Origin of the sequence: Thiobacillus sp. SCN 63-57 (genome assembly GCF_001725555.1) — a bacterium.
GTDB lineage: Bacteria > Pseudomonadota > Gammaproteobacteria > Burkholderiales > Thiobacillaceae > Thiobacillus.
In genome coordinates this window covers 1-24,675 of record NZ_MEGP01000028.1, presented here as the reverse complement: position 1 = coordinate 24,675, position 24,675 = coordinate 1, and the positions used below count along the sequence as shown (strand labels likewise).

Annotated in this window: 30 protein-coding genes; 26 read left to right on the top strand and 4 right to left on the bottom strand. The window is 57.3% G+C overall.

The window, feature by feature from the left end; translation table 11 throughout:
• Nucleotides 1-25: 25 nt before the first annotated feature.
• The 7 genes from ABT23_RS12055 to ABT23_RS12025 all read left to right on the top strand — a co-directional run bounded on the left by ABT23_RS12055 (nucleotide 26) and on the right by ABT23_RS12025 (nucleotide 5,122).
• Nucleotides 26-544, top strand: a complete 519-nt coding sequence (locus ABT23_RS12055) for a DUF2244 domain-containing protein (RefSeq protein WP_296635584.1) — start codon at nucleotides 26-28, stop codon at nucleotides 542-544.
• Between the two features lie 84 nt (nucleotides 545-628).
• Nucleotides 629-1,753 carry a cytochrome c oxidase subunit II gene (coxB, locus tag ABT23_RS12050; protein ID WP_296635615.1) on the top strand — a complete coding sequence of 375 codons (1,125 nt, stop codon included), beginning with the start codon at nucleotides 629-631 and terminating at the stop codon, nucleotides 1,751-1,753.
• 23 nt (nucleotides 1,754-1,776) lie between these two features.
• Nucleotides 1,777-3,357, top strand: coding sequence for a cytochrome c oxidase subunit I (gene ctaD / locus ABT23_RS12045; protein ID WP_296635581.1), 1,581 nt, complete (start codon nucleotides 1,777-1,779; stop codon nucleotides 3,355-3,357).
• Nucleotides 3,354-3,476, top strand: coding sequence for a hypothetical protein (locus ABT23_RS12040; protein WP_296635580.1), 123 nt, complete (start codon nucleotides 3,354-3,356; stop codon nucleotides 3,474-3,476). The genes ctaD and ABT23_RS12040 overlap by 4 nt, the downstream gene beginning before the upstream one ends.
• A 3-nt stretch (nucleotides 3,477-3,479) precedes the next feature.
• Entirely contained in the window at nucleotides 3,480-4,034 is a 555-nt protein-coding gene (locus ABT23_RS12035; RefSeq protein WP_296635576.1) for a cytochrome c oxidase assembly protein, read from the top strand.
• On the top strand, nucleotides 4,027-4,224 hold the full coding sequence (locus tag ABT23_RS12030; RefSeq protein ID WP_296635574.1) for a DUF2970 domain-containing protein: 198 nt from the start codon (nucleotides 4,027-4,029) through the stop codon (nucleotides 4,222-4,224). Before ABT23_RS12035 ends, ABT23_RS12030 begins: the two co-directional genes overlap by 8 nt.
• A 31-nt stretch (nucleotides 4,225-4,255) precedes the next feature.
• A complete protein-coding gene (locus ABT23_RS12025; protein ID WP_296635571.1) occupies nucleotides 4,256-5,122 on the top strand; it encodes a cytochrome c oxidase subunit 3 in 867 nt (288 codons plus the stop codon).
• 97 nt (nucleotides 5,123-5,219) lie between these two features.
• Here the strand turns inward: ABT23_RS12025 and ABT23_RS12020 are convergent, their stop codons facing one another.
• Complete coding sequence (locus ABT23_RS12020) at nucleotides 5,220-5,420, bottom strand: twin transmembrane helix small protein (RefSeq protein ID WP_296635570.1); 201 nt, start codon at nucleotides 5,418-5,420, stop codon at nucleotides 5,220-5,222.
• A gap of 129 nt (nucleotides 5,421-5,549) precedes the next feature.
• Here ABT23_RS12020 and ABT23_RS12015 point away from each other — a divergent pair, with 129 nt between their 5' ends.
• The 13 genes from ABT23_RS12015 (at nucleotide 5,550) to ccoS (ending at nucleotide 15,766) form a co-directional block, all read left to right on the top strand.
• A complete protein-coding gene (locus ABT23_RS12015) occupies nucleotides 5,550-6,206 on the top strand; it encodes an SURF1 family protein (RefSeq protein ID WP_296635566.1) in 657 nt (218 codons plus the stop codon).
• Between the two features lie 29 nt (nucleotides 6,207-6,235).
• Nucleotides 6,236-6,799 (top strand): hypothetical protein, encoded by a 564-nt coding sequence (locus ABT23_RS12010; protein WP_296635563.1) that lies wholly within the window; start codon nucleotides 6,236-6,238, stop codon nucleotides 6,797-6,799.
• A 9-nt stretch (nucleotides 6,800-6,808) separates the two neighbouring features.
• Nucleotides 6,809-7,792 (top strand): COX15/CtaA family protein, encoded by a 984-nt coding sequence (locus ABT23_RS12005; RefSeq protein WP_296635560.1) that lies wholly within the window; start codon nucleotides 6,809-6,811, stop codon nucleotides 7,790-7,792.
• A 2-nt stretch (nucleotides 7,793-7,794) separates the two neighbouring features.
• Nucleotides 7,795-8,691: a heme o synthase gene (gene cyoE / locus ABT23_RS12000; RefSeq protein WP_296635557.1), complete on the top strand. Its 897-nt coding sequence runs from the start codon at nucleotides 7,795-7,797 to the stop codon at nucleotides 8,689-8,691.
• 84 nt (nucleotides 8,692-8,775) lie between these two features.
• Entirely contained in the window at nucleotides 8,776-9,240 is a 465-nt protein-coding gene (locus ABT23_RS11995) for an Rrf2 family transcriptional regulator (RefSeq protein WP_296635553.1), read from the top strand.
• Nucleotides 9,237-9,830, top strand: a complete 594-nt coding sequence (locus tag ABT23_RS11990) for an SCO family protein (protein WP_296635550.1) — start codon at nucleotides 9,237-9,239, stop codon at nucleotides 9,828-9,830. The genes ABT23_RS11995 and ABT23_RS11990 overlap by 4 nt, the downstream gene beginning before the upstream one ends.
• Nucleotides 9,831-9,950: 120 nt before the next feature.
• Nucleotides 9,951-11,405: a cytochrome-c oxidase, cbb3-type subunit I gene (ccoN, locus tag ABT23_RS11985; RefSeq protein WP_296635548.1), complete on the top strand. Its 1,455-nt coding sequence runs from the start codon at nucleotides 9,951-9,953 to the stop codon at nucleotides 11,403-11,405.
• An 18-nt stretch (nucleotides 11,406-11,423) separates the two neighbouring features.
• A complete protein-coding gene (gene ccoO / locus ABT23_RS11980; protein WP_296635545.1) occupies nucleotides 11,424-12,170 on the top strand; it encodes a cytochrome-c oxidase, cbb3-type subunit II in 747 nt (248 codons plus the stop codon).
• Nucleotides 12,171-12,194: 24 nt separating this feature from the next.
• Nucleotides 12,195-12,380 carry a cbb3-type cytochrome c oxidase subunit 3 gene (locus ABT23_RS11975; RefSeq protein ID WP_296635542.1) on the top strand — a complete coding sequence of 62 codons (186 nt, stop codon included), beginning with the start codon at nucleotides 12,195-12,197 and terminating at the stop codon, nucleotides 12,378-12,380.
• Nucleotides 12,377-13,297 (top strand): cytochrome-c oxidase, cbb3-type subunit III, encoded by a 921-nt coding sequence (ccoP, locus tag ABT23_RS11970; protein WP_296635539.1) that lies wholly within the window; start codon nucleotides 12,377-12,379, stop codon nucleotides 13,295-13,297. The genes ABT23_RS11975 and ccoP overlap by 4 nt, the downstream gene beginning before the upstream one ends.
• Before the next feature lie 72 nt (nucleotides 13,298-13,369).
• A complete protein-coding gene (gene ccoG, locus ABT23_RS11965) occupies nucleotides 13,370-14,809 on the top strand; it encodes a cytochrome c oxidase accessory protein CcoG (RefSeq protein WP_296635536.1) in 1,440 nt (479 codons plus the stop codon).
• The gene (locus ABT23_RS11960) at nucleotides 14,802-15,578 is read left to right on the top strand and encodes a FixH family protein (RefSeq protein ID WP_296635532.1); all 777 of its coding nucleotides are present in this window, start codon (nucleotides 14,802-14,804) and stop codon (nucleotides 15,576-15,578) included. Before ccoG ends, ABT23_RS11960 begins: the two co-directional genes overlap by 8 nt.
• Nucleotides 15,575-15,766, top strand: coding sequence for a cbb3-type cytochrome oxidase assembly protein CcoS (ccoS, locus tag ABT23_RS11955; protein WP_296635530.1), 192 nt, complete (start codon nucleotides 15,575-15,577; stop codon nucleotides 15,764-15,766). The genes ABT23_RS11960 and ccoS overlap by 4 nt, the downstream gene beginning before the upstream one ends.
• Nucleotides 15,767-16,010: 244 nt before the next feature.
• Here the strand turns inward: ccoS and rpoH are convergent, their stop codons facing one another.
• Complete coding sequence (rpoH, locus tag ABT23_RS11950) at nucleotides 16,011-16,856, bottom strand: RNA polymerase sigma factor RpoH (protein ID WP_296635527.1); 846 nt, start codon at nucleotides 16,854-16,856, stop codon at nucleotides 16,011-16,013.
• 597 nt (nucleotides 16,857-17,453) lie between these two features.
• Between rpoH and ABT23_RS11945 the strand changes: the two genes are divergently transcribed.
• Nucleotides 17,454-18,095, top strand: a complete 642-nt coding sequence (locus tag ABT23_RS11945; protein WP_296635523.1) for a hypothetical protein — start codon at nucleotides 17,454-17,456, stop codon at nucleotides 18,093-18,095.
• On the top strand, nucleotides 18,092-19,201 hold the full coding sequence (locus ABT23_RS11940) for an XRE family transcriptional regulator (RefSeq protein ID WP_296635519.1): 1,110 nt from the start codon (nucleotides 18,092-18,094) through the stop codon (nucleotides 19,199-19,201). The genes ABT23_RS11945 and ABT23_RS11940 overlap by 4 nt, the downstream gene beginning before the upstream one ends.
• Before the next feature lie 260 nt (nucleotides 19,202-19,461).
• Here the strand turns inward: ABT23_RS11940 and ABT23_RS11935 are convergent, their stop codons facing one another.
• Nucleotides 19,462-19,887 carry a hypothetical protein gene (locus ABT23_RS11935; protein WP_296635517.1) on the bottom strand — a complete coding sequence of 142 codons (426 nt, stop codon included), beginning with the start codon at nucleotides 19,885-19,887 and terminating at the stop codon, nucleotides 19,462-19,464.
• A gap of 597 nt (nucleotides 19,888-20,484) precedes the next feature.
• The gene (locus tag ABT23_RS11930; RefSeq protein WP_296635514.1) at nucleotides 20,485-21,552 is read right to left on the bottom strand and encodes an acyltransferase family protein; all 1,068 of its coding nucleotides are present in this window, start codon (nucleotides 21,550-21,552) and stop codon (nucleotides 20,485-20,487) included.
• Between the two features lie 773 nt (nucleotides 21,553-22,325).
• Here ABT23_RS11930 and ABT23_RS11925 point away from each other — a divergent pair.
• From ABT23_RS11925 to ABT23_RS11910, 4 genes are all read left to right on the top strand, one after another.
• Nucleotides 22,326-22,817, top strand: coding sequence for a toxin-activating lysine-acyltransferase (locus ABT23_RS11925; RefSeq protein WP_296635511.1), 492 nt, complete (start codon nucleotides 22,326-22,328; stop codon nucleotides 22,815-22,817).
• A gap of 87 nt (nucleotides 22,818-22,904) precedes the next feature.
• A complete protein-coding gene (locus ABT23_RS11920) occupies nucleotides 22,905-23,366 on the top strand; it encodes a GNAT family N-acetyltransferase (RefSeq protein ID WP_296635509.1) in 462 nt (153 codons plus the stop codon).
• Nucleotides 23,367-23,382: 16 nt separating this feature from the next.
• A complete protein-coding gene (locus ABT23_RS11915) occupies nucleotides 23,383-24,369 on the top strand; it encodes a hypothetical protein (protein WP_296635507.1) in 987 nt (328 codons plus the stop codon).
• A 2-nt stretch (nucleotides 24,370-24,371) separates the two neighbouring features.
• The coding region (locus ABT23_RS11910; RefSeq protein WP_296635504.1) for a hypothetical protein at nucleotides 24,372-24,675 on the top strand (304 nt) is incomplete at its 3' end.

Sequence of the window (24,675 nt, the reverse complement as noted above, 5' to 3'; positions counted from 1 at the left end):
ACAAATCAATAAGTTAATCTGCGACATGATGCCGCACGCGGTTTCCTCGCTTCTCCATATGGAACAGGTGAATACGGAAGACTGTGAAGGTGTGTCAGCAGGCGCGTTTGTATTCCAGTCCCGCCCTAACCATTCCTTGACACACCGCCAGCAGCAGCTGGTGCTCTGGAGTCTGGCGACAGTATGTTTTGTAACGGCAAGTGGCTTCGCGCTCCTGGGATACTGGCTGATCTTGCCATTTGCCGGATTGGAAATTGGATTGCTGGCATGGGCACTGGAGACGCTGCGCAGCCGAGAAGGGGATTACGAAACACTAACGATTGAAGGGGATGTGATAGTGCTGGAGTGGCATGCCGGCACGTATGGAGAGCGCCGTGAAATGAATCGCCAATGGGCGCGTGTGATATGCGACTGCGGGACGTCAGGCAGAAACTGCCGTCTCAGCCTGAGTTCTCATGGTCGCGAAACAAAAGTCGGACAGTACCTGAGTGACGAGGCGCGGCTGCAACTGGCTGCGACCTTACGCAGAAAGTTGCAGGCATAGGGCAATACGCGCCGCAACGACTACCCATAACAAAGTCAGAGGACGGGGAACGCGATGAAAAGCATGTGGCAAAGGGCAGGGGTGATGGGGGCGGTATGGGCAGCCAGCCAGTCAGCACTGGCAGACTATGCATACAACCTGCAACCACCGGCGAGTCAGGTGGCGAGGGAGGTGTTCCATCTGCATAACCTCATCATGCTGGTGTGCGTCGGAATTTTCATCATCGTCTTCGGCATGATGTTCTACTCGCTGGTCAAGCACCGCAAATCGGTCGGCCACAAAGCTGCGCACTTCCACGAAAACACCACAGTCGAAATCATCTGGACCGTCATCCCGTTCATCATCCTGGTGGGGATGGCCTATCCCGCCGCCAAGGTCGTGATCGAGATGAAAGACACCTCCAATCCCGACATGACCGTCAAGATCACGGGCTACCAGTGGAAATGGGGTTACGATTACCTTAACGAAGGCGTTCACTTCTACAGCACACTTGCCACACCGCGTGAACAGATCGACGGCACGGCGGCCAAGGATGAACACTACCTGCTCGAAGTGGACGATCCAATGGTGGTACCGGTTGGCAAGCGGGTGCGCTTGCTGATTACCGCCAATGACGTGATCCATTCCTGGTGGGTTCCCGCATTCGGCGTCAAGCAGGACGGCATCCCTGGCTTCATCCGGGACAGTTGGTTCAAGGCGGACAAGATCGGCACCTATCGCGGCCAATGCGCCGAACTGTGCGGCAAGGACCATGGTTTCATGCCGATCGTGGTCAAAGTGGTCTCCGAGGAGGATTACAAAGCCTGGGTGGCCAAGAAGAAAGGGTCGGCGCAGGCTGCTGCGGCCGACAACACCAAAACTTTTGACGTGAAGGAATTGGTGGCACGGGGCGAGAAAGTCTATCAAGCCAACTGCGCCGCCTGCCACCAGGCCAATGGCATGGGCCTGCCAGGCGTGTTCCCTGCGATGAACGGTTCCAAGGTCGCCACCGGGCCGATTGCCGCGCATATCAATATCGTGGTGCACGGCGGTCGCCCAGGCACTGCCATGGTCGGATTCGCCGACCGCTTGTCCGATGCGGAAATCGCCGCGGTCGTGACGTATGAGCGCAATGCCTGGGACAACAAAATGGGTGACGCGGCACAGCCCGCGGACATCGCAGCCGCCCGCGGGGGAGCAGCCGTCGCCGCCGCCCCCGCCGCGCAGTGAACAACCGAGAGGAGAGCACAGTCATGTCTGACGCAGCACACGCCCACGACGACCACGGACACCACGCGCATCCCACCGGAATCATGCGCTGGCTGACCACGACCAACCACAAGGATATCGGTTCGCTCTACCTGTGGTTCTCGCTCATCATGCTGTTTACTGCCGGCTCGATGGCGCTGCTGATTCGCTCCGAACTTTTCGAGCCGGGCATGCAGCTGATGCACCCCGATTTCTTCAATCAGCTCACCACGATGCACGGCCTGATCATGATTTTCGGCGTCATCATGCCGGCCTTCACCGGCTTTGCGAACTGGCAGGTGCCGCTGATGATCGGTGCGCCCGACATGGCATTCCCGCGCATGAACAACTGGAGTTTCTGGCTCTTGCCGGTGGCCGGCATCATGCTGCTGGGGTCGTTCTGGCTGCCTGGCGGCGCCGTGGCCGGCGGCTGGACGATGTACCCGCCGCTTTTCATCCAGGGCGGCGTGTCCTATGACCTGACAATTCTGGCCGTGCACATCATGGGCCTGTCGTCGATCATGGGATCGATCAACATCATCACCACCATCCTCAACATGCGCGCGCCTGGGCTCACGCTGATGAAGATGCCGATGTTCGTCTGGACCTGGCTGATTACCGCCTATCTGCTGATCGCCACCATGCCGGTCCTTGCGGGTGCGGTCACCATGTTGCTTACCGACCGTAATTTCGGTACTCATTTCTTCAACGCGGCAGGCGGTGGCGACCCGGTGATGTTCCAGCATATCTTCTGGTTCTTCGGGCATCCCGAGGTCTACATCCTGATCCTGCCGGCTTTCGGCATCATCTCGCAGATCATTCCGACCTTCTCCCGCAAGCCCTTGTTCGGCTACGCCTCGATGGTGTATGCCACTGCGTCGATCGCGATCCTGTCGTTCACCGTGTGGGCGCATCACATGTTCGCCGTGGGCATGCCGGTGGCGGCGCAGCTGTTCTTCATGTTCTCCACCATGTTGATCGCGGTCCCGACCGGGGTGAAGGTGTTCAACTGGGTGGCCACGATGTGGAAAGGCTCGCTGACGTTTGAGACACCGATGCTGTTCGCCATCGCGTTCGTGTGCCTGTTCACGATAGGCGGCTTTTCGGGACTGGTGCTTGCGATGGCGCCGGTCGACATCCAGCTGCAGGACACCTATTACGTCGTGGCGCATTTCCACTATGTGCTGGTCTCCGGCGCCTTGTTCTCCATTTTTGCCGGGATCTATTACTGGCTGCCGAAATGGACGGGCCATATGTACAACGAGACGCTCGGAAAAACGCACTTCTGGCTGTCCGTCATTGGCATGAACATCGTGTTTTTCCCGATGCACTTCCTCGGCCTGGCCGGCATGCCGCGACGCATACCCGACTATGCACTGCAGTTCACTGAGTTCAACCAGATTGCGACCGTGGGCGCCTTCATCTTCGGATTCAGCCAGTTGATCTTCCTGGTTCTGGTGCTGAAAACGATCAAGGGCGGGGCCAAGGCGAGCGATCAGGTTTGGGAAGGGGCCCAAGGCCTGGAGTGGACGGTGCCTTCGCCCGCGCCTTACCATACTTTTGAAACCGCACCGGTGGTGAAATGAGCGGCGATTCAATCGGCATGACGGACAACAAGCAAAATGGCAAATATCTGACGGCCGGCATTCTGGCTGCCATTGCGATTGGCTTGTTCCTGTTCACGCTATACAACGGATTGAAATAGACCATGACCACCGGCAAATCCAACACGCTGACCAAGCTCATTGTTGTGGCGCTGGGCATGTTCGGGTTTGGGTTTGCGCTGGTACCGTTTTATTACAAGATTTGCGAAGTGACCGGAATCAATTCTGGCGACGAGCAGAGTCTGGTGAAAAACACCCAGGTCGATACCAGCCGCTGGGTGACGATTGAATTCGACGCCAATACCAACGAGGGGCTGCCGTGGCAATTCAAAACCATGCAGCGCAGTATCAAGGTGCATCCGGGCCAGCTGGTGCAGGTGGACTACGAAGCGGCCAACAACAGCGACCATGCAATCGTGGGCCAGGCAGTGCCAAGTTACGGGCCGGCCCGCGCAGGCGCATTTTTCAGGAAAATCGAGTGCTTCTGCTTCACTCCGCAGAAGCTGGCTGCGGGCGAACGGCGCCAGATGCCGGTGTTGTTCGTGCTGGATCCGTCGATGGACAAGGACTTGCATACCGTGACCTTGTCCTACACCTTCTTCAACACGGATCCCAAGGCGCAGACGGCGACGTTGCCGGAAAAAGTGCCGCATGGCTGAAAAGGGGAACCTGCGTGCTGCACTTGCCGTGTTTTGGAGTTTTTTCGGCGTGCGCAAACGGCGCGATTACGATGATGACGCGCAAAGCCTGACGCAGGCACAGATCATCATTGCCGGGCTGGTCGGCGGTGTGGTGTTTGTTCTGACATTATTGCTGGTGGTGTACCTGGTGCTGCAGTTCGTGAAGTAAACGATCATATAGACGAGGAAGAGGGAAAGACATGAGCCTGGCACAAACCGATAAATATTACCTGCCGCAACCTTCGCTCTGGCCGATCATCGGGTCGGTGGCCCTGCTGACGATGGCAGTGGGAGGCGTCATGACCATGCACGAAATCAACCATGGCCTCTGGGTGCTGCTGGCCGGGGTGGCCGTGCTGTTTTTCATGATGTTCGGATGGTTTGGCGAAGTGATCCGAGACAGCGAAGCCGGCCGCTACAACAAGCAGGTGGATTCCTCGTACCGCTGGTCCATGAGCTGGTTCATCTTTTCCGAAGTGATGTTCTTCGCCGCTTTCTTCGGCGCGCTGTTTTATACCCGGGTGCTGTCGGTGCCTTGGCTGGGCGAGTCCGACACGATGCAGCAACTCTGGCCCACGTTCAAGGCGGCGTGGCCGACTGCGGGGCCCGGCCTTACCGCTGATGGCCTGAAATTCACGCCGATGGAAGCATGGGGCATTCCGGCCATCAACACGCTGTTGCTGCTGAGTTCTGGGGTGACGGTCACCTGGGCACACTGGGGACTGAAAAAGAACAACCGTATGCAGCTGATTCTAGGGCTGGGGATGACGGTCACGCTCGGTGTGGTCTTTCTATGTTTGCAAGCCTACGAATACCATCACGCCTATACCGAGATGGGGCTGACGCTGGGTGCAGGCGTGTATGGTGCGACCTTCTTCATGTTGACCGGCTTTCACGGTTTTCACGTGCTGGTGGGAACGACGATGCTGATCGTCATGCTGCTGCGTTCGATCGCCGGGCATTTCACTGCCGAACATCATTTCGCATTCGAGGCCGTATCGTGGTACTGGCACTTCGTCGATGTGGTGTGGGTGCTGTTGTTCATCCTGGTTTACTGGTTGATCTAGGTCGGGAGCTGATACGCAGCAGGCGGGCCACGCTTGACCGTGGCACCGGTTCAACAAAAAGCCGCGTTCAGCGCGGCTTTTTGTTGCGGGGGATAGGCTAACGCAGCCCGGTTTGCGGGATGATGCCGAAGTAGTAGCCACCCATCAGCAGCAGAAAAAGGGTGAGGGAAAGCACGACGCGCACCGTCAGCATCTTGACTGTACGATCCGATCGGCCCTTGTCCTTGATGAGGTAGTAGAGTGCGCTGGCGAGGCTGGCCAGGATGAACACGATGAAGAGCAGGGCAACGATGCGCATGGAACGGGATGCTCGTAAAAATTCCAGTCTAACCGGATTGGCGGGCCTATGCACTTGTTGAGACTGCGTGTAGGCCCATGGCAGTTTTCCCCGAGGCTCTGGCCGACCCTGGCTGCATTGTTCTTTTTTGTGCTGACCTTGTGGCTCGGCAACTGGCAGAGTGGGCGCGCCGAAACCAAGCGCGCCTTGCAGGCACGTTACGATGTGGCGATTCGGGAAGCGCCCATCCATGTCGGCAGCACACTGCTGGACCGCGACAGCGTGCTGTACCGGAAGCTGGAAGTGCGCGGGGTGTTTGACGCGGCGCATACCATCTTCCTCGACAACCGAGTTTATAAAGGGGTGGCGGGATATCACGTACTGACGCCGCTCATCATAGAGGGCGGGCCGCTTGCCATTCTGGTCAATCGCGGCTGGGTGGCGGTAGGGCCCTCTCGCGAAAAGATTCCCTTGCCGCCGACGCCGGGGGGGCTGATACGACTCGAAGGCATGGCCGTCGATCCGCACAGCCGCTATATCGAGTTGATGCATGCGCCGTCCCAGGGACGGGTGTGGCAGAACCTGGATTTCGCACGCTATGCCGCAACTACCCGGCTGACGCTGCAACCGCTGCTGTTATTGCAGACCACTCCGCTGGCGGATGGCCTGGTTCGTGACTGGCCGCGTCCTGATACCGGCGTCAGCATGCATGTCAGCTATGCAATCCAGTGGTACAGTCTGGCGACGACGCTGGCAGTGTTGTGGCTGGTCCTGAACGTAAAGCGTCATCGGGATGACGATGACTGATGTACCCAACGTCCGAAATGGTTTCGAGTATGCAATTAACTCCTCGCGGTAAATTCCTGTTGTTGGTCGGCGTGTTTCTGATGCCTGTGGTGGCTGCTTATCTGGCCTACGCGGGATGGCGTCCGGCGGGCCATTCCAATTACGGTGACCTGCTCAAGGTCACCCCCCTGCAGCAAACTGCGGGCAGCACGCCCGATGGCCGCTCGTACGATCTGGAGGCACTGCACGGGAAATGGGTGATGGTGCATGTGGGTCCAACTCGCTGCGACGCGGCGTGCGCATGGCAACTCTATCTGATGCGCCAGACGCGGATCGCGCAAGGTAAGGAGCAGGACCGCATCGAGCGGCTGTGGGTGGTGACCGACAGCGGTACGCCGGACGCGAAGCTGTTACAGGCGCATCCCGATTTGCATGTGTGGCGGCCGGCGAACGCGGCTTTCGTGGCGCAGTTTCCAGCTGCGCAGAATCGGGTCGACCACATCTATCTGATCGATCCGCTGGGTAATCTGATGCTGCGTTTCCCGGCTCAGGCCGATTTCGACCGCATGATGAAAGACCTCAAGCTGCTGCTCAAGGCATCCCAGATAGGCTGATCCGCGACCATGACGACATATCGGAAAATCATTTTGGCTGCCCTGATCCTTGCGTTCGGAGTGGTGGCCTTGGGTGCGTACGTTCGTCTCTCCGACGCCGGACTGGGCTGCCCCGACTGGCCCGGATGTTACGGCAAGCTGACCCCGCACAACGCCGCGGACGCCATCAACGCAGAACTTGCCGTGCGCCCGGATGGGCCGGTGTCCCATGCGAAAGCCTGGAAGGAGATGGTGCATCGCTATTTTGCTGGCACGCTGGGTTTGCTGGTGCTGGCCATTGCCATACTGGCATGGCGCGGTCGGCATGAAACACGCGGTGGCCTTGGCTTGCCTTGGCTGCTACTCGGTCTGATCGTGTTCCAGGCCATGCTGGGTATGTGGACAGTCACCCAGTTGCTCAAGCCGTTGATCGTCAGTTCGCATCTGCTGGGCGGAATGACGACCCTCGCGCTACTGCTTTGGCTTTGGCTGCGCGAACGCGGCCAATCGGGCCACACCTACTATGCGAATAGCGATCATCTACGCAACGGGGCCTTGCTGGGGCTGATTCTGGTGGCGATGCAAATCGGGCTGGGCGGCTGGGTGAGCACCAACTATGCAGCCTTGGCCTGCCCCGATTTCCCGCTGTGTCACGGTGCCTGGGTGCCGCCGATGGATTTCGAGCAGGGCTTCACCCTGCACCGGAATCTTGGCGAGACCGCGACCGGTGAGTTGTTGCCATTGTCGGCATTGACCGCCATCCATTGGACGCACCGGGTCATGGCCTTGGTAGTGACGCTGTATTTGAGTTGGCTGGTTCTGCGCCTGGTAGGTAGTCCCGGCTACGCCGGCATGGGGCTGGTCATAGGTGGGCTGTTGGTGTTGCAGGTCTCGCTGGGCATCAGCAATGTCCTGTTTAGCCTGCCGTTGGCCGTGGCGGTCGCGCACAATGTGGGTGCGGCATTGTTGCTGTCCAGCCTGGTTGTGCTGAATTATCGGGTGCGCAGGAGATGAACATGGAATCTTTGATGGTTCAGGGCGCGGCCTGCCGATGCCAACAGTTTTTGGCTTTGTGCAAGCTGCGTGTCGTCAGCCTGATCGTATTCACGGCCGTGATCGGCATGTTCCTCGCCGTGCCCGGTTGGCCAAGCTGGAATGCACTGTGGGCCGGCACGCTCGGGATCGCGTTGGTGGCCGGTGCGGCGGCGGCATTCAATTGTCTGATCGAACAGAAAATCGATGCGGTGATGGCGCGTACACGTGCTCGTCCGCTGCCTCGCGGCGAATTGACCAGCACCCAGACGCTGGTGTTTTCCGGCGTGGTGGGGGGGGCTGGCCTGTACCTGCTGAATGTATTCGTCAATCCGCTCACGATGTGGCTGACACTGGCCACGTTCGTCGGCTATGCGGTGATCTATACAGCCGTGCTGAAACCGGCTACGCCGCAGAACATTGTCATTGGCGGCGCGTCCGGCGCGATGCCGCCGGTACTTGGCTGGGCCGCGGCAACGGGCGAAATCCATCATGATGCGCTCTTGTTGTTCCTGATCATTTTTGCCTGGACACCTCCGCATTTCTGGGCCTTGGCGCTATACCGGCGCGAGGAATACGCCCGGGCCGGCCTGCCGATGCTGCCGGTGACGCACGGCGAGGCCTATACCCGCCTGCATGTACTGCTCTACACCGTGCTGCTGTTTGCCGTGACCATGTTGCCGGTCGGGACGGGCATGGGCGGGTGGATCTATCTGGCAGGTGCCGTTTTGCTCGGGGGGCGCTTCATCCACTATGGCTGGCGTTTATATCGCGAATATAGCGATGCGCTCGCCAAGCAAACCTTCCGCTATTCCATCTGGTATTTGAGCCTGTTGTTCGCAATCATGCTGGTTGATCATTACATCAACTTACCCATTTGATTTGTATGGGAATTCAGGCTTTTAACTAGATATTCAGACAGGATTGTTTTATATTGTCCCCAATTCATTTCATTGGGGTACAGAATGATCCTCTCGCGCACCAGTCAGTATGCCGTTCAGGCGCTGATCTACATGGCTACCCAGCCTGACGCCACGCCGGTGCTGAACAAGGATATCGCCGCCAAACTGGGCGTACCCGCACCCTATCTGGCCAAAATCCTGCAGAGCCTGGCCAAAGGCAATTTGTTGTTTTCCTTTCGGGGTCGCCTGGGCGGCTTCTGCCTGCGTGAGGGTGGTGACAAGATCACCCTGATGCAAATCCTGCTGTTGACAGAAGGGCCTGCGTTTACGCAGAGCTGCCTGTTGGGACTGAAAAAATGTAGCGATGAGACGGCGTGTCCGCTGCATTTTCGCTGGGTGCCCGTGAAGAAGAAAATCATCGATCTGTTGCAGGACACTACGCTGGACAAGCTGGCGAAGGCGGTGGAGTCCGGCAAATACCGGCTGGCGGATATCCCCGGACAGCTGTTCGAGCAGATCAAGGCATGACACGCTGGCTCGCCGCAGTCTGGGCGATGGCGCTGATCGCGCTTTCGGGGTGTCACCCTGCCCCGCAGCCGCCCTCATTCCAGGCGACCGATATTACAGGCGCAGGCTTCGCGCGGGATTTCCGCTTGACCGATCACAACGGCCGTGTGCGTACGCTGGCGGACTTCAAGGGCAAGGTCGTCGCCATCTTTTTCGGCTATACGCATTGTCCGGACGTATGTCCCACGACACTGTCGGACTTTGCCGCAGCACTCAAACTCCTCGGAGACCAGGCCGGACGCGTACAGGTCATTTTTGTGACGCTGGACCCGCAGCGTGATACCCCTGACATCCTGAAACAGTTCGTCCCCGCCTTCAATCCGGCATTCCTGGGAATGTATACCGATGCCGAAACGCTGAAGCAGTTGGCAAAAGAATACAAAGTCGTCTATCAAAAGACATCGGTTAAAGCCGCAGGCGATTATCTGATCGATCACAGTGCCGGGACGTATATCTATGATCCTAAGGGAAATTTGAGATTGCTCATGCCCTATGGCAGCAGCCCGGAAGCGATCGCGCACGATCTGAAATTGCTGTTGCTGCCTTCCTGAGCCCGGTTTTGGGCTTGCGGGACCCAGGGTGGCCGGAATATAATCCCGCAGTTTTTTAATATAAGCATATGCTGTTAAGGCGCGGCGCAGGCGCTATTACGGGTACAACAGGAGCGGGCCATGGCGGTAACCACATATTCCGGTGCGGAGCAGTACAACTTCGAAGTCGTTAAGAAATTTGCCGTCATGTCGATCGTCTGGGCTGTGATCGGCATGTTCGTGGGCGTATATATCGCCTCCGAACTGGCCTGGCCGTTTCTGAACTTCGATAGTCCCTACATTTCGTTCGGGCGATTCCGTCCCGTTCATACCACCTCGGTGATTTTCGGCTTCGGTGGCTCGGCGTTGTTTGCCACCTCCTACTACGTGGTTCAGCGTACCTGCCAGACCCGCCTGATTTCGGACGGCCTGGCCAGTTTCACGTTCTGGGGCTGGATGGCCGCCATCGCGCTGGCAGACTTCAGCTATATGCTGGGCTATACCCAGTCGCGCGAATACGCGGAAATGGAATGGCCGATCGATATCCTGATCGAAGTCGTGTGGGTCGCGTATCTCACGGTGTTCGTCGGGACCATCATGCGCCGCAAGCAGCCGCATATTTACGTGGCCAACTGGTTCTACCTGGCCTTTATCCTGGCGACCGCGCTGCTGCATACCTTCAACAATCTGGCGATGCCCATCGACCTGTTCTCGATGAAGTCCTACAGCCTGTTCTCGGGCGTGCAGGATGCGATGACGCAATGGTGGTATGGCCACAATGCGGTGGGCTTCTTCCTGACCGCGGCTTTCCTCGGCATGATGTATTACTTCGTGCCCAAGCAGGCCGGCCGGCCGATCTATTCCTATCGGCTGTCCATCGTCCACTTCTGGGCGCTGGGTTTCATGTACATGTGGGTGGGCGCTCACCACTTGCACTGGACCGCCTTGCCGGACTGGACCTCCTCCCTGGCCGCCGCGTTCTCCATCCTGCTGCTGATGCCCTCGTGGGGCGGCATGATCAACGGCATCATGACCCTGTCGGGCGCCTGGGATAAATTGCGTACCGACCCGATCATGCGCTTCATGATCGTGGCCCTGTCGTTCTACGGCATGTCGACCTTCGAAGGCCCGATGATGTCGCTGAAGGAAGTCAATGCACTGTCGCACTACACCGACTGGACCGTGGGCCATGTCCACTCCGGCGCGCTGGGCTGGGTCGCGATGATCACCTTCGGCTCGCTGTATCACATGATGCCCAAGCTGTGGGACACCAAAATGTACAGCCGCAAGTTGATCGAGTGGCATTTCTGGCTGGCCACGATCGGCATCGTTCTCTATATCGTCGCAATGTGGATTTCCGGGATCACCCAGGGCCTGATGTGGCGCGCATTTGACGAGTTCGGCAACCTCCAGTATTCGTTCGTCGAGTCGGTTGCGGCCATGCACCCCTTCTACGCGATGCGCGCCATCGGCGGCATGTTCTTCCTGACCGGTATGGTGATGATGGCCTTCAACGTGTTCATGACCATCCGTCAGGGCAAACGCGAAAGCGCCGCGCTGGAAGCCAAGCTGGCCGCCAAGCTGGCTCACGCATGATTCGGGAAAAGATAGATCATGAACTTCAACTTCAAACACGAATGGATTGAAACCAACATCGGCCTGCTGGCGGTGTTGACCATGCTGGCGATCAGCGTCGGCGGCCTGGTGGAAATCACGCCCCTGTTCTTCATCGACAAGACCATCGAGAAGGTCGACGGCGTACGTCCCTATACCCCGCTGGAACAGCGCGGACGTGACATCTATCAGCGTGAGGGGTGCTATCTCTGCCATTCCCAGATGATCCGCCCGTTCCGTGACGAGAAGTTGCGCTACGGCCACTACTCGCTGGCAGCGGAGTCGCAGTACGACCACCCCTTCCAATGGGGCTCCAAGCGTACCGGCCCGGACCTGGCGCGCGTAGGCGGCAAATATTCGAACGAGTGGCATGTCCAGCACTTGACCGCGCCGCGCTCGATGGTGCCCGAGTCGGTGATGCCGAACTACCCCTGGCTGAAGGCGACGCCACTGGATACGTCCGATATCGCGGAACGTATGAAGGCGTTGCGCAAGGTCGGGGTGCCGTACTCGCTGACGGATGCCGAATACAAGGCGAACGTGGCCAAGTTCGGTGAAACCGTTGCCAAGCAGCTGCACATTCCCAATGCGCAGCAGAGCCTGATCGAACAGGCCAACTTCGGCAACTATGACGGCGATCGTTCGGGTATTTCCGAGATGGATGCATTGGTAGCCTATCTGCAGGTGTTGGGCACCATGGTCGATTTCGGCAAATACAAGGACGACGCATTCGTCAACGACCGCTGATCGAAACAGGCCGGAGGGTTTGGAATGGACTTTTTGATGTGGTTTTCGAAACCCGAAAACACCAAACCCCTTGGCCTGGTCATCTTTTTCGTCACCTTTATCGGCATCGTGATCTACGCCTACGGTAGCAAGAAGCGGAGCGACCAACTCGAGTCTTACCGCAACATACCGTTCCTGGACGATCAGGAAGACACGAAGGACAAGCAATGAGCGAGCAAAAACTACAATCTCAAACTGTGCAAACCACGGGCCATGCCTGGGATGGAGACCTGCAGGAATACAACAATCCGCTGCCGGTCTGGTGGGTCTACACGTTCTACGTCACGGTGGTGTTCGCCCTCGTGTATTGGACGATCTACCCGTCCTGGCCGTTCGGCAAGGGCTGGATAGGCGGTCTGTCGAACATCACCTACGTCAACAGCGATGGCGAGACCAAGACGCATAGCTGGAATACCCGTGCGCTTCTGATGGAAGACATGAATCAGGCTGCGGCTGCACAAAAGCCCTATTTCGACAAGGTCGCGGCGATGTCCTATGCCCAGGTCGCCAAGGATCCGGACATGAACGGCTTCATCCTGTCGGCGGGCAAGGCGCTCTTCTCTGACAACTGCGCGCCCTGTCACCAGGCGGGCGGCCAGGGCGTGGTGGGCTTCTTTCCCAACCTGACCGACGACGACTGGCTGTATGGTGGTTCGTTCGACAAGATTCATGAAACGATCACAGGTGGCCGTCATGGCTACATGCCGACCTTCAGCGAGGTGCTCTCGCCCGAGCAGATCGACGAGCTGGCTAATTACGTGGCCAGTCTTTCGGGAATCGGTCATGACGCCACCAAGGCCGCGGCCGGCAATGTCCTGTTCCATAGCGAAACCGCGGCCTGCTACTACTGTCATGGTGCCGACGCCAAAGGGCGCAAGGAGATCGGTTCGGCAAACCTGACCGACAATATCTGGCTGTGGGCCAACGTGCCCGCGGCAAGCAGCGCGGAAGGAAAAGTCGCAGCCATTCGCAGTGTCATCGCCAGCGGCCTCAACAAGGGTGTGATGCCAGCATGGGCTGGACGTCTTTCGCCTGAACAGATCAAGGTTTTGACGGTCTATGTCCATGAACTGGGCGGTGGGCAGTAGAACTGCAGACTGACATGAGCAAAGCCCCCGTTCACGGGGGCTTTTGCTTCCCGCGGATCCAACGGCCACACCATGCAAACAGGCTTAGAAGAGCAGCTAGGGCTTTACCAGAAGCGTATTCCGATTTTTACCCGCTCGGTAAAGGGGCGGTTTCGTCGTTTCAAGACGACGGTGCTGGTGCTGGCCTATGCGATCTATTTCCTGCTGCCGTGGTTGCCGTGGTCGAGGCTCGATGCCCCGTCCCAGGCTGTCCTGTTTGATCTGCCGGGACGGCGCTTCCTGATCTTCGGTCTCACGGTCTATCCGCAGGACGTTGTCTGGCTGGCGCTGCTGTTGTTCATCGCCGCCATCCTGCTGTTCTTCGTCACCGGCCTGGTGGGGCGCGCATTTTGCGGATATTTCTGTTTCCAGACGCTGTGGACCGATTTCTTCATCTGGATCGAGCATAAGATTCAGGGCGAGCGGCCCGCGCGCGTGCGCCTCTACCGCCAGCCCTGGAATCGTGAAAAGCTGCTCAAGGTCGGCGGCACGCATGTCCTGTGGGTGCTGGCATCGTTCTGGACGGGCATGACATTCGTGGCTTATTACGCTTATGCGCCGCAATTGGTGCTGGACTTTTTCACCGGCCAGGCTGCTGCTGCTGCATATATCACCGTCAGCATCCTCACGATTTCCACCTACGCTGCCGCTGGGTTGATGCGCGAGCAGATCTGTACTTATGTTTGCCCGTACGGACGTTTCCAGAGCGTGATGTACGAACCCGAAACCCTGGCCGTGCATTACGACGCGAGGCGGGGTGAAGGGGCGCATGGGCGCGCCAGCGCGCGTGCCGGCCAACGTACGCTGGACGAGCGCCACGAAAAAGGATTGGGCGACTGCGTCGATTGCGGACTATGCGTGCAGGTATGCCCGACCGGCATCGATATCCGCGACGGGCTCCAATACAAATGCATTTCGTGTGGGCTTTGCATTGATGCCTGCAACACCATCATGGATTCATTCGGCTTCCCACAGGGCCTGATCCGCTACGACTCGGAACAGAATCTGGCCGCACCCGAACCGACTGCGCCAAGAGTGGAATGGAAGCGCCTGAAAACCATCGGCTATGGCGCGGCCCTGATTCTGATGAGCGCGTATCTCGCCTACAGCATCGGCACCCGCGGCAGCTACGACCGTGCGGTCAATCAGATTCGGCAGCCTTTGTACGTCGTGTTGTCGAACGGAGACATCCGCAATCGATATCAGGTCCGCATCACCAACAAGGCGGCGCGGGACCAGACCTATGAGATCAGCGCAAGCGGCATACCGGCTGGCGCGCTTGACCTGGGGAATTTCCGCGAAATCACGATCAAACCAGGGCACAGCGGGCTCGTTCAGGCCAGCGTGCGCCTGACGCCTGAACTGGCAGAACATACCCATCATTTCGAACTGATCATCACGCCGAAGGGCAAGCCGGCTGAGGCGCGTTCCGAAAACGTTCGATTTGACGGCCCGAAAGAAGAACATGATTAATACAGTGATCACCCTGTTTGGCGGGCTGGCCGCTGTGCTCGTCCTGTACGCCCTGGGCGGCCTGATCCGCAGTTTGCCACCCATCCTGCGCGCGGTGCTGGCGGGCGGTATTCCGCTGGTCGCTTATTTTGTCCTCATCGTTGGCCACTGGCCCGGGCTGGATGTGGTCGCCATCCATATCTCGGTTTTCTTCGCGACGGCACTGGTGCTGTTTGCCCTGACCCTGTTCCGGCGGCGTGGCGGGCGCATGCACTGGGCGCCCAAGTTGCTCATGTTTTTTTTCGCGGGGCTGACGGTGCTCATGGGGGGGTTCCTCTACATCGCGAACAAGGGGCTGCCCGAGCCGATCGGGCGCTGGTGGCTGGGCAGCAATGGCGGACCGGTGTATAGCGGATTCTCAGGCGTGGTTCCCCACAATCAGGAGGCGGCCACTGCAATCTCGTCGGAGCTGTCCAAGGCGCACCGTGAGGCCGAACTGGGCTGGGATATTGACGTCAGTGGCCTGGACGGCAACGAATCCGTCCGGACGGTCCGTGTTCGTGTCCGGAACCACACCGGTTTGCCGGTCGACCGCGTCGTGGCCGAGTTGCGTTTGCATCGCCCGGGCGCCGTCCAGGCGACGCTCACCGTCCCGCTGCCCGAGCTCGATGCAGGCGTATATGGCGGCGTGCTGCAGGTGCCGGCGAGTGGGCGCTGGCTGGTTGAACTCCGCCTCTCGCGGGAAAACACCCTGCATTATCAGCATACGCAGGAGCTGGTGATGCCATGAACAGCACCCTAGGGTTCTTGTTCTTGCTATCCGGCATATTCGTGTTGCTGATCGCCCTCGGTGTGTTCTGGTCGATCAAGAGCGGCCAGTTCGACGATCTGGAAGGGCCTGCCGAACGTATTCTGATGGACGACGATGATCCCCTGCTCCCGACGCGCCGCTCGGGCGGCAAGGACGAGGATTCTTAGGGCAATCAAGCGAACACATACCCAAAACGGCGCAAGTCAATTAAAATTCACCAACTTTAATGGAGCACGCACAATGAAACAGCTTTTGACTTTTCAGGGTTTTCCCATGGTCGTGGTAACGGGATTGATCGTCTGGGCCTGGATCAGCATTTTTTCGGTACTGATCGGCTCGTTTTTCTGATCGACCTTCCCCCAATGACAAGGCCCCGCAATTGCGGGGCCTTGTCATTGGGGGAAACAAACCTTATGCCGGGATCGCGGCGCGCATTTTTTGCAGGGCACGCGCCTCGATCTGGCGGATGCGCTCTGCCGACACGCCGTATTCAGCAGCCAGTTCGTGCAGCGTGGCGGCCTCACCCTCGGTCAGCCAGCGCGCCTGGATAATGTGGCGGCTGCGTTCGTCGAGGTCTTCCAGTGCGTTCACCAGTCCCTTGTGCCGCAATTGTTCGGTCTGCTCGCGTTCCAGCAACTGGGCCGGGTTTTCGTCCGGGCTCGCCAGATAGGCGAGGGGACTGTAGCTTTCCTCGCCATCGTCCATGGTCGGGTCGATCGACACATCGTGCCCTGACAGGCGTGTTTCCATCTCCAGCACGTCCTTGCGGCTGACATTGAGCTCGCGGGCCATGGCGTCGGCTTCCTTGATCGTCAAGGCATTGAGCGACTGTTTCAGGCTGCGCAGGTTGAAGAACAGCTTGCGTTGCGCCTTGGTGGTCGCCACTTTGACCAGCCGCCAGTTCTTCAGAACATATTCATGGATCTCGGCGCGGATCCAATGTAGTGCGAATGACACCAGGCGTACGCCGCGGTCCGGATCGAAGCGTTTCACGGCCTTCATCAAGCCGACATTGCCTTCCTGAATGAGGTCGGCGTGCGGCAGGCCATAGCCGAGATAATGCCGCGCCACGCTCACCACCACGCGCAGGTGCGAGACAACCAGCTGACGGGCCGCCTCGACATCCTGGTTGTCGTGCCAGGCACGCGCAAACTTCTGCTCATCTTCCAGGCTGAGCATGGGATAGCGGTTCACGGTCTGGATATAGCTATCCAAGCTGTAAGCCGCAGGAATGGGTAAAGACATCGATTGATTCATACGTGTAAAACCCCCTTGCGAACATTCTAGCACTCTCATCCTAAGAGTGCTAAGACCGGGCTGGGTTCCCCAGCGTGGGTGATCGGAAAGAATAAAGTCTGTCGGGCCGGAATATAGTCGGTAGGAATCAGGCGCCAAGATGGGCGCGCGATGGAGGCTGGCGCTCCCGGAGCATGAAAGCTGCTGAATCCAGTCTGCTTCGGCCTACAATTTCGATCGAACTCCGTCGATCAGACCGCTCCTATTTGGCTTTTGCATGAGGTGGGTCGTACCCTTGAGGGCGACGTCGATTCTCGGCCAAAGCGGAAGTCAGACTATTTTAGATTACGTCTGTTCTCGGCCAGAAGGCGGACATTCAATGTGGGAGGTAAGGGGATAGGGCCGCCTCGCCATCTAGGCTCATCTCATCCACAGTTCTATCTACTGACTGCTAGGAGTTCGACGAACCGAGCGGGGCACCCAAGTTGATCCAAGCCCGACATATACCCAGCGCAACCAAACGGCGGTCCCAGGGACGAGGAATGTCGATCGAACACTTCCTGTTTTTAATACTCATGTGTGGTAGGATTTCAGGAAGTTAAACTTCCGGAACTTCAAATGAATGCCACCCTGCACGTCGAACCGTCCTCCGTACATGCTCGCTTGGCCCAGCTCGGCCTGACCGATGGCCCGTTATTGCAAGCGGTTATGGCCAGCTACATCGCCAAAGCCAACTGTACGGAAAACCATCCTCCCCTTTATCCGCCTATCGCGGCGTGGAGCGAGGCAGTCCGGACACTGCGCGATGCACTTAGACCGGAAGGCTGGACCCGTTTCAACGACCAGAACTCACCAAAGACGGTCAGCCCGGATGGTGCCGTTTCCATAATTGTGTCGACCGGGAACGACGCCACGGGTAGCGCCAACGTTTCGCCCGCGACGACCTCATCCAAGGGGCCGAATACCGCCGACGCCATCGAAGTCAACAGAAGCCTTCAGTTATTTCTTCCGGGTATGGAATTTCCCGTGGAGTTGTGCGACGAAAACGAAAAGGTTTCGACGTGGATCCTGCTCGTGCATCACGCCAGGGATGAACTCCGGGCTGAGCTATCTCTTCCAATGGCCGTGGGCACTGACGGTCGGGTTTCCGTATGGCAGGAGCGGATTATCTTGAACGCTCAACCGCTTGACGGTGAACCTGTTGTGATCACGCCACCAGTCCAACCGGACATTGACGTTGCGGTTCGGCGGAAGGTATGAGCTACGGGCCAGATTTCAACCCGAACCGCCTAAGCCTTGCCCGACGACGCAGGGGCCTCACCAAGACGAAGCTCGCAGAACTCGTAGGGGTAGAAGTCCGATCGATCACTGGCTACGAGAGCGGTGAGTTCAAACCGGAGAAGGAGCGTCTTCAAATCCTTGCGGACCAACTCCACTTCCCGGTACAGTTTTTTCTTGGCGATGACGCGCAGGAGATCACGCCCGACGCGGTCAGCTTCCGGTCCATGTCTAAGATGACAGCCGGGCAGCGAGACTCAGCGCTGGGCGCTGGAGCCGTGGCTCTGATGCTGAATCAGTGGATCGAGCAACGATTCGAGTTACCTACTGCAAGTCTCCCGGACCTGAGCCAGGAGCCTAGCCCCTCAGCTGCGGCTGCAGCACTCAGACGGATCTGGGGCCTTGGTGAGTTGCCGATCAAGAACATGGTCCACCTGTTGGAGGCGAAAGGGGCGCGAGTGTTCTCGTTGTCGCAGGACACGGCGCACGTGGACGCGTACTCAATGTGGCACTCTTTGACGCCATTCGTGTTCTTAAACACGATGAAGTCCTGTGAGCGCAGCCGGTTTGACGCTGCGCACGAACTCGGACATCTGGTAATGCACCGACATGCCGGCCCGAAAGCACGGGCGGCCGAACGCGAGGCGAACGAGTTCGCGTCTGCCTTTCTGATGCCAGAAGGAAGCGTTCTCGCGAACGCGCCGGTCATGCCCACGGTGGACCAGCTCATTCAGCGCAAAGTGTTATGGACGGTCTCTGTAGCAGCCCTTGCGTACAGGTTGAAGGATGTAGGCCTCGCCAGCGAATGGCACTACCGTTCTCTGTGCATCGAGATCGCTCAACGGGGCTACCACAGGGCGGAACCGAATGAAGCTCCTCGGGAAACGTCGCAGATCTTCAAGAAGATCTTCTCGGCCCTTCGAGAAGATGGTCTGACCCGAAGCGACATCGCTGAATCTCTCGCAGTGCACGTCCAAGAGCTGGATGATTTGGTATTTGGGCTGGCCTTGACTGCACTTGACGGTGACGGCCAGACAACAACACGCCCGCGGCGTCCCGTACTCCAGGTCATCGAGGGCGGCAGGTAGGTTGAGTCGGTGGCGGAGCGCCATTTACCGCCCCTTCTATTGACGTCAGCCTGCTATTGAACTGCCGGAAGTGGCGGGAGCAATACAGCCCCGACCGGTCTGATGAAAAATGTTAGAGAGCAGCCTATGTCCAAGATCTTCACGGCTGTCAGCCACCCAGAGGGATACCAAGGCCTTCCATGGTTCGAGATTCGAGGCGACAAAATCTACACGACCGTAAGCCTGCACAGGTTGAAGGAAACAAGGTTCAAGCCGTAGCGTTACTCGCGCTTGACTGTCGCAACATGACCACGCAACTTTCGACTTATCCTGTAGCCCAGCACGAGCAACCGCACAACGAGGCGCTTGATGCCTGCGGAAAGAAGAAAAATGTATTTGGCATCATTGACAGGATCGTAGACCAACACGTCTGAAGCGACCGCCCTATAAGTCGCAAGCGTCTGAATCCAATCCTGGCTCTCAGGTGAATCCGGGACTAGGACGCAGGGCTTGGCTAGAAGCCGCTGCCTGTCTTCTTGGGGCCGCTGCATGAGTTTATGCACCAGACTAAAATTGGCGATATTCACCATCGGCAGACCAAGATAGCTCATGGATAACAGTATTTGGGTAGCCCGTCGGAAAATTTCCTCCGCATCCAGAAGTGGGGTAAAGCGCTCTGCCCAAGGATTGTCGGGCATGTCCATCATGAGCCCCTCAGATGCGCCGTTTGGCGACGTGCTTCCTGGGTTTCTTGCCGATTCGTTTCGTCTTTGCAAGGCCTGCGGTGGGCCAGTCACGCTTGGTCATGCAAAGTCCCGTTCAACGTTCTAGTTGAAATTTAAACGAGGACTCTGTCGTGCGCAACCGAAATTATTTTTTAATGAATTGATTTTTAAGGGATTTATTTACTGTTGCTGTGCCAATAAATACTGGCAGTTGAGCAAAGTTAGTGGTTTCGTCGGTAGCCTGCGTTACGGCGGGACGATTCCGCAGTACGGGCTTCGGGGCGCGAGCCGGGATGCGACGCCGCCGCGGGCAGCCCGAGATCTTTCGGGTCACCTCAATATAGAGCTGCGTTGTGCCCCTGGGCTGCCATTCTCTGGGCTAGTGCCAGCAGCATCATTGAGGCGGACGGGTGAGTTCGCCAGCGGGGAAACCGGCGTTCTCACATACGACGAATCAACGTCCCAAACCTGGCTCTCCACCGGCCATTGAGCTGGGCCTGCTCCAGCGTCCGGATCGGCAGACTACCTGGCGGTCGACATAGCCGGTTTGTGCGGTCTCTTCCGGCCATGCGAGAGCATCTATCCCAAGATGGCCTTTACATCGAGCATAGGGACTTTCGAAAGAACAAATCGAATCGAAACCGCCATAAGTGTGATCACGGCCACGGTGATAGGAATCCCAGCAATAGGGCTTGCCGTGGCTGAGAAATGCCCGACGTCAGACAGTCGTAACAAATCCAGAAAAAGAGGGTGGGATAGATAGAGGAAGAAGCTTGCAGCGCTCAACGCTTCTATGATGGGCCGCAGTAATGAGAGCTTGGCGTACACAGACTCCCAAGAGATCGATTTCACCAGCGCAAAGACGCCGAGCGTGCCTACCATGATGGTTGGTGACATGGGAGAGAAGAAGAACTCGTCCGCTTTTCCGTTGGCTCTGGACATCAGCAAATATGTTCCTAATGTTGTCGCCAATACCGACAATACGATTGCAAGCCCTGCTACCAGGCACTGCTTGCGGGTCAGGACAATGTCCCGCATCAGGTGGCCCAGCATGAAATAGCCCACGAAACCGCTTACGACATTTGCCGACAAGCCAAACTGGTTGATATATAGCGCGCGATTAATAAATGGCGGTATGGCAGTGAACAAAAACCAAAGGACAACAAAGTACTTGATGTTGACCTGGTCCGCTCCACGCAGATAGGCCCCCAATATCGGTGTGGTGAGATACAGCCCTATAAGCATGTACAGGAACCAGAGATGGTAGTAGGGGTCTCCTCTGACCGCGTCTCGCAACATTTCCATCGCTGAGTACCCGCCCGGCAAAGTAAGTTGACGCCACAGGAAATAGATTGCGATCCAAGCGATCAGCGGTATGAGTATCCGAATAAGTCTCTTTTTGACCCAGCCCCAAGGGGCGCCTGTGTCACAGCGGCCCAGAAGTAGATATCCGCTAACCAAGACGAACAGGGGCACGGCTTCCCGGCTTGATGCATTTACGAAGGCTGCCGCCCACCAGTAGAGGTGTTGCGTGTATTGGGGGGCCAAGAAATGGTCAACTGCATAGCTAGACACATGTATTGCCACAACCATGATCGCGGCGATGGCTCGAACTACGTCGATAAATAGAATTTTCGAATCCGGCATTCTTGCCCTTGGGTAGTCGACTTTGTTAGTCGAATGGTAAGGCAAGCGGCGCCAATTTAACGATGGGCTGGCGCAAGTAAAGCGCAAATGGATCTATAACCACCCCTTCAATCGGTGCCACCCATCACTCGAGGGTTGCGGGTGGGTGAAGCACGCGGGTACTGGATGGGAATTATATGGGCGACCACTTCTTACGGTAGTACCTCGTTGTACTCTGAGCCCCGCCTTCTGTCCGCTCGCCGACTTCCTCCCAAGATCTTGAACTCCGTAAGGTTTGCGTGAGGGAGAAAATTCGGCCTTTTACCTTAACCTCTAGAGGAGGGCGCCCTGGCTTTGCAAAATTTACAAATTATTTTCTCTTTATAAACAATTGGATGCGGCGTCCTACAACTAAAGTTGTATAGACAGGTTTTCCTCTTCCCACGCATAGTCCGCTGAGACCTGCGCCCTGCGTAAAAGGGCAAAAACAAGGGAAATGGGAGAGGAAATAATGGGACGCAGCTATGCTGCGCGTCGCGGGCTGCGCGCTCTAGGCTCAATGCCGCCAAAGGCGGCTCGCCCTCCAATCCGCACTGGGTCTGCAGGAACTTTTGGCGTTCCTCCATCGCGCGCCCCTTTCTCGTTCCCCGCTAAAGATCGAACAACAGGTTTAACAAATGCGCTGCTGGAAACAACAGCGTACTTGTCCGCGCGGGAAAACCAACGTCTCGGACGGGTGTTTAACGAACCCGTTTGATTCATTTTTTGTACAACACAATACAACGGAGAACGTAGTGACAGATAACAAGATCGGCGAAGAAAAGATGCTGGAAGCCCTTAATCAGGCCAAAGATGCGTTGGCTAAGTTGCCAATTCTTGGCCCTGCGCTCTGGTTATATGCGCGAGATCCTGCAAAAAAATTCATGTTTGTGGGAGATACGGATTGGGCTGTTCTACCGCCGATTGTTTTGGATCAATGCCGTCTTTATACGAGAGCTGGGCTGCCCTACGCATTCGTTACCTGGGCATTCGTGAATGATGTGGTCGATGCACGATTGCGTTCAGCAGAGCCGAAGATTGCGCCCCATGAATGGAAATCGGGCGAGCACATTTGGTTGATCGACGCGGTCGCGCCATTTGGGCAATTGGAGGAAACGCTTAAGGAACTGCGGGAAGGAATGTTCCCGGGCCAACAAGTGTGCGCACTATTACCGAACCCTAAGAAATCAGGGCAGGTAGAGCTGCATGAATGGTTCGTGCCGAATTCGACACCAACAGAGAAGTAAGGGCTGCATGGAGATCGCGAAGCTGCATGACATGCGTTGTATCTATTTTCGATTGGCGCGTACACCGCGGGAAGCAGGCTGTAAGCCATGAGGATACGTTTCGCCACACCCGAAGATATCCCACTCCTGTTAGAAATGGGAGAGGCCATGGTTGCTGAGTCCCGTTTCCATGCTTATGGCTTGAATCGAGATAAGAGCACCTTGGTGCTTACGAGCATGATCGGCCACCACCCGCAGTCCACCATCCTGCTGGCGGAACGGGACAACGGCGAAGTGGTCGGCATGCTCGCTGGGTATGTGGTGGATTTCTTCTTTTGCGATGCACTCGTCGCCCAAGACCGTTTTTTTTATGTCAGACAAGACGCTCGCGGGAGTTCGGCTGCCATCAAGTTGTTATTTGCTTTTCGACGCTGGGCAGAGACCCGTAAAGTGCGTGAACTCAATATCAATATGAGTGTGGCAATTGAAATGCAACGCTTCAACAAAATGATGGCGAAGCTTGGTTTTCGTTGTAGTGGTTCGAATTTTAGTTTGGCGCTCAACGGTTGAAGAAGTGAAGGACAACATGAGTTTGAAGACAGGCATATTTGGGCCTAGTTGGCGGGCGTTACCGCTGGTCATATTGCTCGCTGCCACGGGCGTCAGTGGTTGCCATGCTGTCGTTCCATCGACGCCCCTCGTGGACCCCGTCAAGGCCGCGCAGATGAGCGAGGCGCGGAAACGTGAACTGGATATTCAGTTGGCCAACGAGCTTGCCACGTGGAACACTAACACGCGCCATTTCAATGGCGCTGCCGCAGCGGCGGATTCCGGCGTCTTGAGAGCCCTACCCGAGGCGGAGCAGCAACGCATCGTTCGCAGGCCCTTCGCCGACCGGGAAGCATGGTTCGCCCAGTTGGCTGAAGAGGGGTACGAGATGGCGGCCATCGCGGCAAGAATTGTGAAGCCCAGCCGGGGAAGGGTCGTTCCAGACAAAGGCGCCTACAGAAGGTTGAAAGAATTGGCGGAGGAGGGGGACCAATCGGCCCTCTGTTTCGCGACCGTATTGCTTTCTAAGCTGACCACTGAACAGCCGGCCCCACTTACGAGAGAAGAGGCAGTGCGATACGTCAAGACGGGATCCCAACTCGGCTTACCGCTGTGCCGCACTACCGAGGCTTTTCTAATTGAAGGCCACCTGAATGGTTATGCCTACGATAGAGAGCGAGTTCTGAGACAACTCCATGAAGGCGCTAACGCCGGGCTTTACGAAGCGTACCGTAGGCTATTCAACGCGTTTGCTCACAAAAGCGAACGCGAGGGCTTCTCAAACCTGAACAGTGTGCAGGCAGCCCTGTGCTGGGGAAGGTTGGCGTCGCGTCACAAACCAGATGAAGCCTATTACTACCTAGCTAATCTCAAATCTGCGGCTTGGAAGAAGAACAATTTCACCAATGAGGCTGACCGTCCAGAATTAATGGCATTAGCTAAAGAGTGGGATCCGTTGGCCAACCCCCTCAATACAAAACCCACCAGCTCGAAAGATTGCATCCAACTTGAACAGGAGAGGTAACAATGCCTACTATCCAGGAACTGCTTGCCGTCAAGAAACAGGAGTGGAGCCAGCAATACGGTGCTCTCCAACAGCGCGCGAATACCTATCGAGTAGTCGTTGAGCAGTTGAGCTATCTCAATGAGCAGCAAGGCAGCTTAACCGCTGCGCAAACCGCGGCCTTAGAGGGGGCGATGCGCAGCCAACTGGAATCGGAATACGCTCAACGGCAGTTTTTGAATTCACCCGGGCGGTTTCAGGCTGAGATAGATGCTCTCAATCGACGCCTGCAGAACGACGGCAGCCTGAGTCTATTCGACAGGAACC

What these genes read in the sequence shown, in the direction of transcription:
- ccoO (WP_296635545.1), top strand. Translation starts at nt 11,424, where the DNA reads ATGAACTTCAACTTCAAACACGAATGGATTGAAACCAACATCGGCCTG.
- ccoG (WP_296635536.1), top strand. Translation starts at nt 13,370, where the DNA reads ATGCAAACAGGCTTAGAAGAGCAGCTAGGGCTTTACCAGAAGCGTATT.
- cyoE (WP_296635557.1), top strand. Translation starts at nt 7,795, where the DNA reads ATGGAATCTTTGATGGTTCAGGGCGCGGCCTGCCGATGCCAACAGTTT.
- ccoP (WP_296635539.1), top strand. Translation starts at nt 12,377, where the DNA reads ATGAGCGAGCAAAAACTACAATCTCAAACTGTGCAAACCACGGGCCAT.
- ABT23_RS11995 (WP_296635553.1), top strand. Translation starts at nt 8,776, where the DNA reads ATGATCCTCTCGCGCACCAGTCAGTATGCCGTTCAGGCGCTGATCTAC.
- ABT23_RS12010 (WP_296635563.1), top strand. Translation starts at nt 6,236, where the DNA reads ATGCAATTAACTCCTCGCGGTAAATTCCTGTTGTTGGTCGGCGTGTTT.
- ctaD (WP_296635581.1), top strand. Translation starts at nt 1,777, where the DNA reads ATGTCTGACGCAGCACACGCCCACGACGACCACGGACACCACGCGCAT.
- ABT23_RS11945 (WP_296635523.1), top strand. Translation starts at nt 17,454, where the DNA reads ATGAATGCCACCCTGCACGTCGAACCGTCCTCCGTACATGCTCGCTTG.
- ABT23_RS12025 (WP_296635571.1), top strand. Translation starts at nt 4,256, where the DNA reads ATGAGCCTGGCACAAACCGATAAATATTACCTGCCGCAACCTTCGCTC.
- ABT23_RS12040 (WP_296635580.1), top strand. Translation starts at nt 3,354, where the DNA reads ATGAGCGGCGATTCAATCGGCATGACGGACAACAAGCAAAATGGCAAA.
- ABT23_RS12020 (WP_296635570.1), bottom strand. Translation starts at nt 5,420, where the DNA reads ATGCGCATCGTTGCCCTGCTCTTCATCGTGTTCATCCTGGCCAGCCTC.
- ABT23_RS12030 (WP_296635574.1), top strand. Translation starts at nt 4,027, where the DNA reads ATGGCTGAAAAGGGGAACCTGCGTGCTGCACTTGCCGTGTTTTGGAGT.
- ABT23_RS11990 (WP_296635550.1), top strand. Translation starts at nt 9,237, where the DNA reads ATGACACGCTGGCTCGCCGCAGTCTGGGCGATGGCGCTGATCGCGCTT.
- coxB (WP_296635615.1), top strand. Translation starts at nt 629, where the DNA reads ATGGGGGCGGTATGGGCAGCCAGCCAGTCAGCACTGGCAGACTATGCA.
- ABT23_RS12035 (WP_296635576.1), top strand. Translation starts at nt 3,480, where the DNA reads ATGACCACCGGCAAATCCAACACGCTGACCAAGCTCATTGTTGTGGCG.
- ccoN (WP_296635548.1), top strand. Translation starts at nt 9,951, where the DNA reads ATGGCGGTAACCACATATTCCGGTGCGGAGCAGTACAACTTCGAAGTC.
- ABT23_RS12005 (WP_296635560.1), top strand. Translation starts at nt 6,809, where the DNA reads ATGACGACATATCGGAAAATCATTTTGGCTGCCCTGATCCTTGCGTTC.
- ABT23_RS11930 (WP_296635514.1), bottom strand. Translation starts at nt 21,552, where the DNA reads ATGCCGGATTCGAAAATTCTATTTATCGACGTAGTTCGAGCCATCGCC.
- ABT23_RS11915 (WP_296635507.1), top strand. Translation starts at nt 23,383, where the DNA reads ATGAGTTTGAAGACAGGCATATTTGGGCCTAGTTGGCGGGCGTTACCG.
- ABT23_RS11975 (WP_296635542.1), top strand. Translation starts at nt 12,195, where the DNA reads ATGGACTTTTTGATGTGGTTTTCGAAACCCGAAAACACCAAACCCCTT.
- rpoH (WP_296635527.1), bottom strand. Translation starts at nt 16,856, where the DNA reads ATGAATCAATCGATGTCTTTACCCATTCCTGCGGCTTACAGCTTGGAT.
- ABT23_RS11920 (WP_296635509.1), top strand. Translation starts at nt 22,905, where the DNA reads ATGAGGATACGTTTCGCCACACCCGAAGATATCCCACTCCTGTTAGAA.
- ABT23_RS11935 (WP_296635517.1), bottom strand. Translation starts at nt 19,887, where the DNA reads ATGATGGACATGCCCGACAATCCTTGGGCAGAGCGCTTTACCCCACTT.
- ccoS (WP_296635530.1), top strand. Translation starts at nt 15,575, where the DNA reads ATGAACAGCACCCTAGGGTTCTTGTTCTTGCTATCCGGCATATTCGTG.
- ABT23_RS11940 (WP_296635519.1), top strand. Translation starts at nt 18,092, where the DNA reads ATGAGCTACGGGCCAGATTTCAACCCGAACCGCCTAAGCCTTGCCCGA.
- ABT23_RS11960 (WP_296635532.1), top strand. Translation starts at nt 14,802, where the DNA reads ATGATTAATACAGTGATCACCCTGTTTGGCGGGCTGGCCGCTGTGCTC.
- ABT23_RS12055 (WP_296635584.1), top strand. Translation starts at nt 26, where the DNA reads ATGATGCCGCACGCGGTTTCCTCGCTTCTCCATATGGAACAGGTGAAT.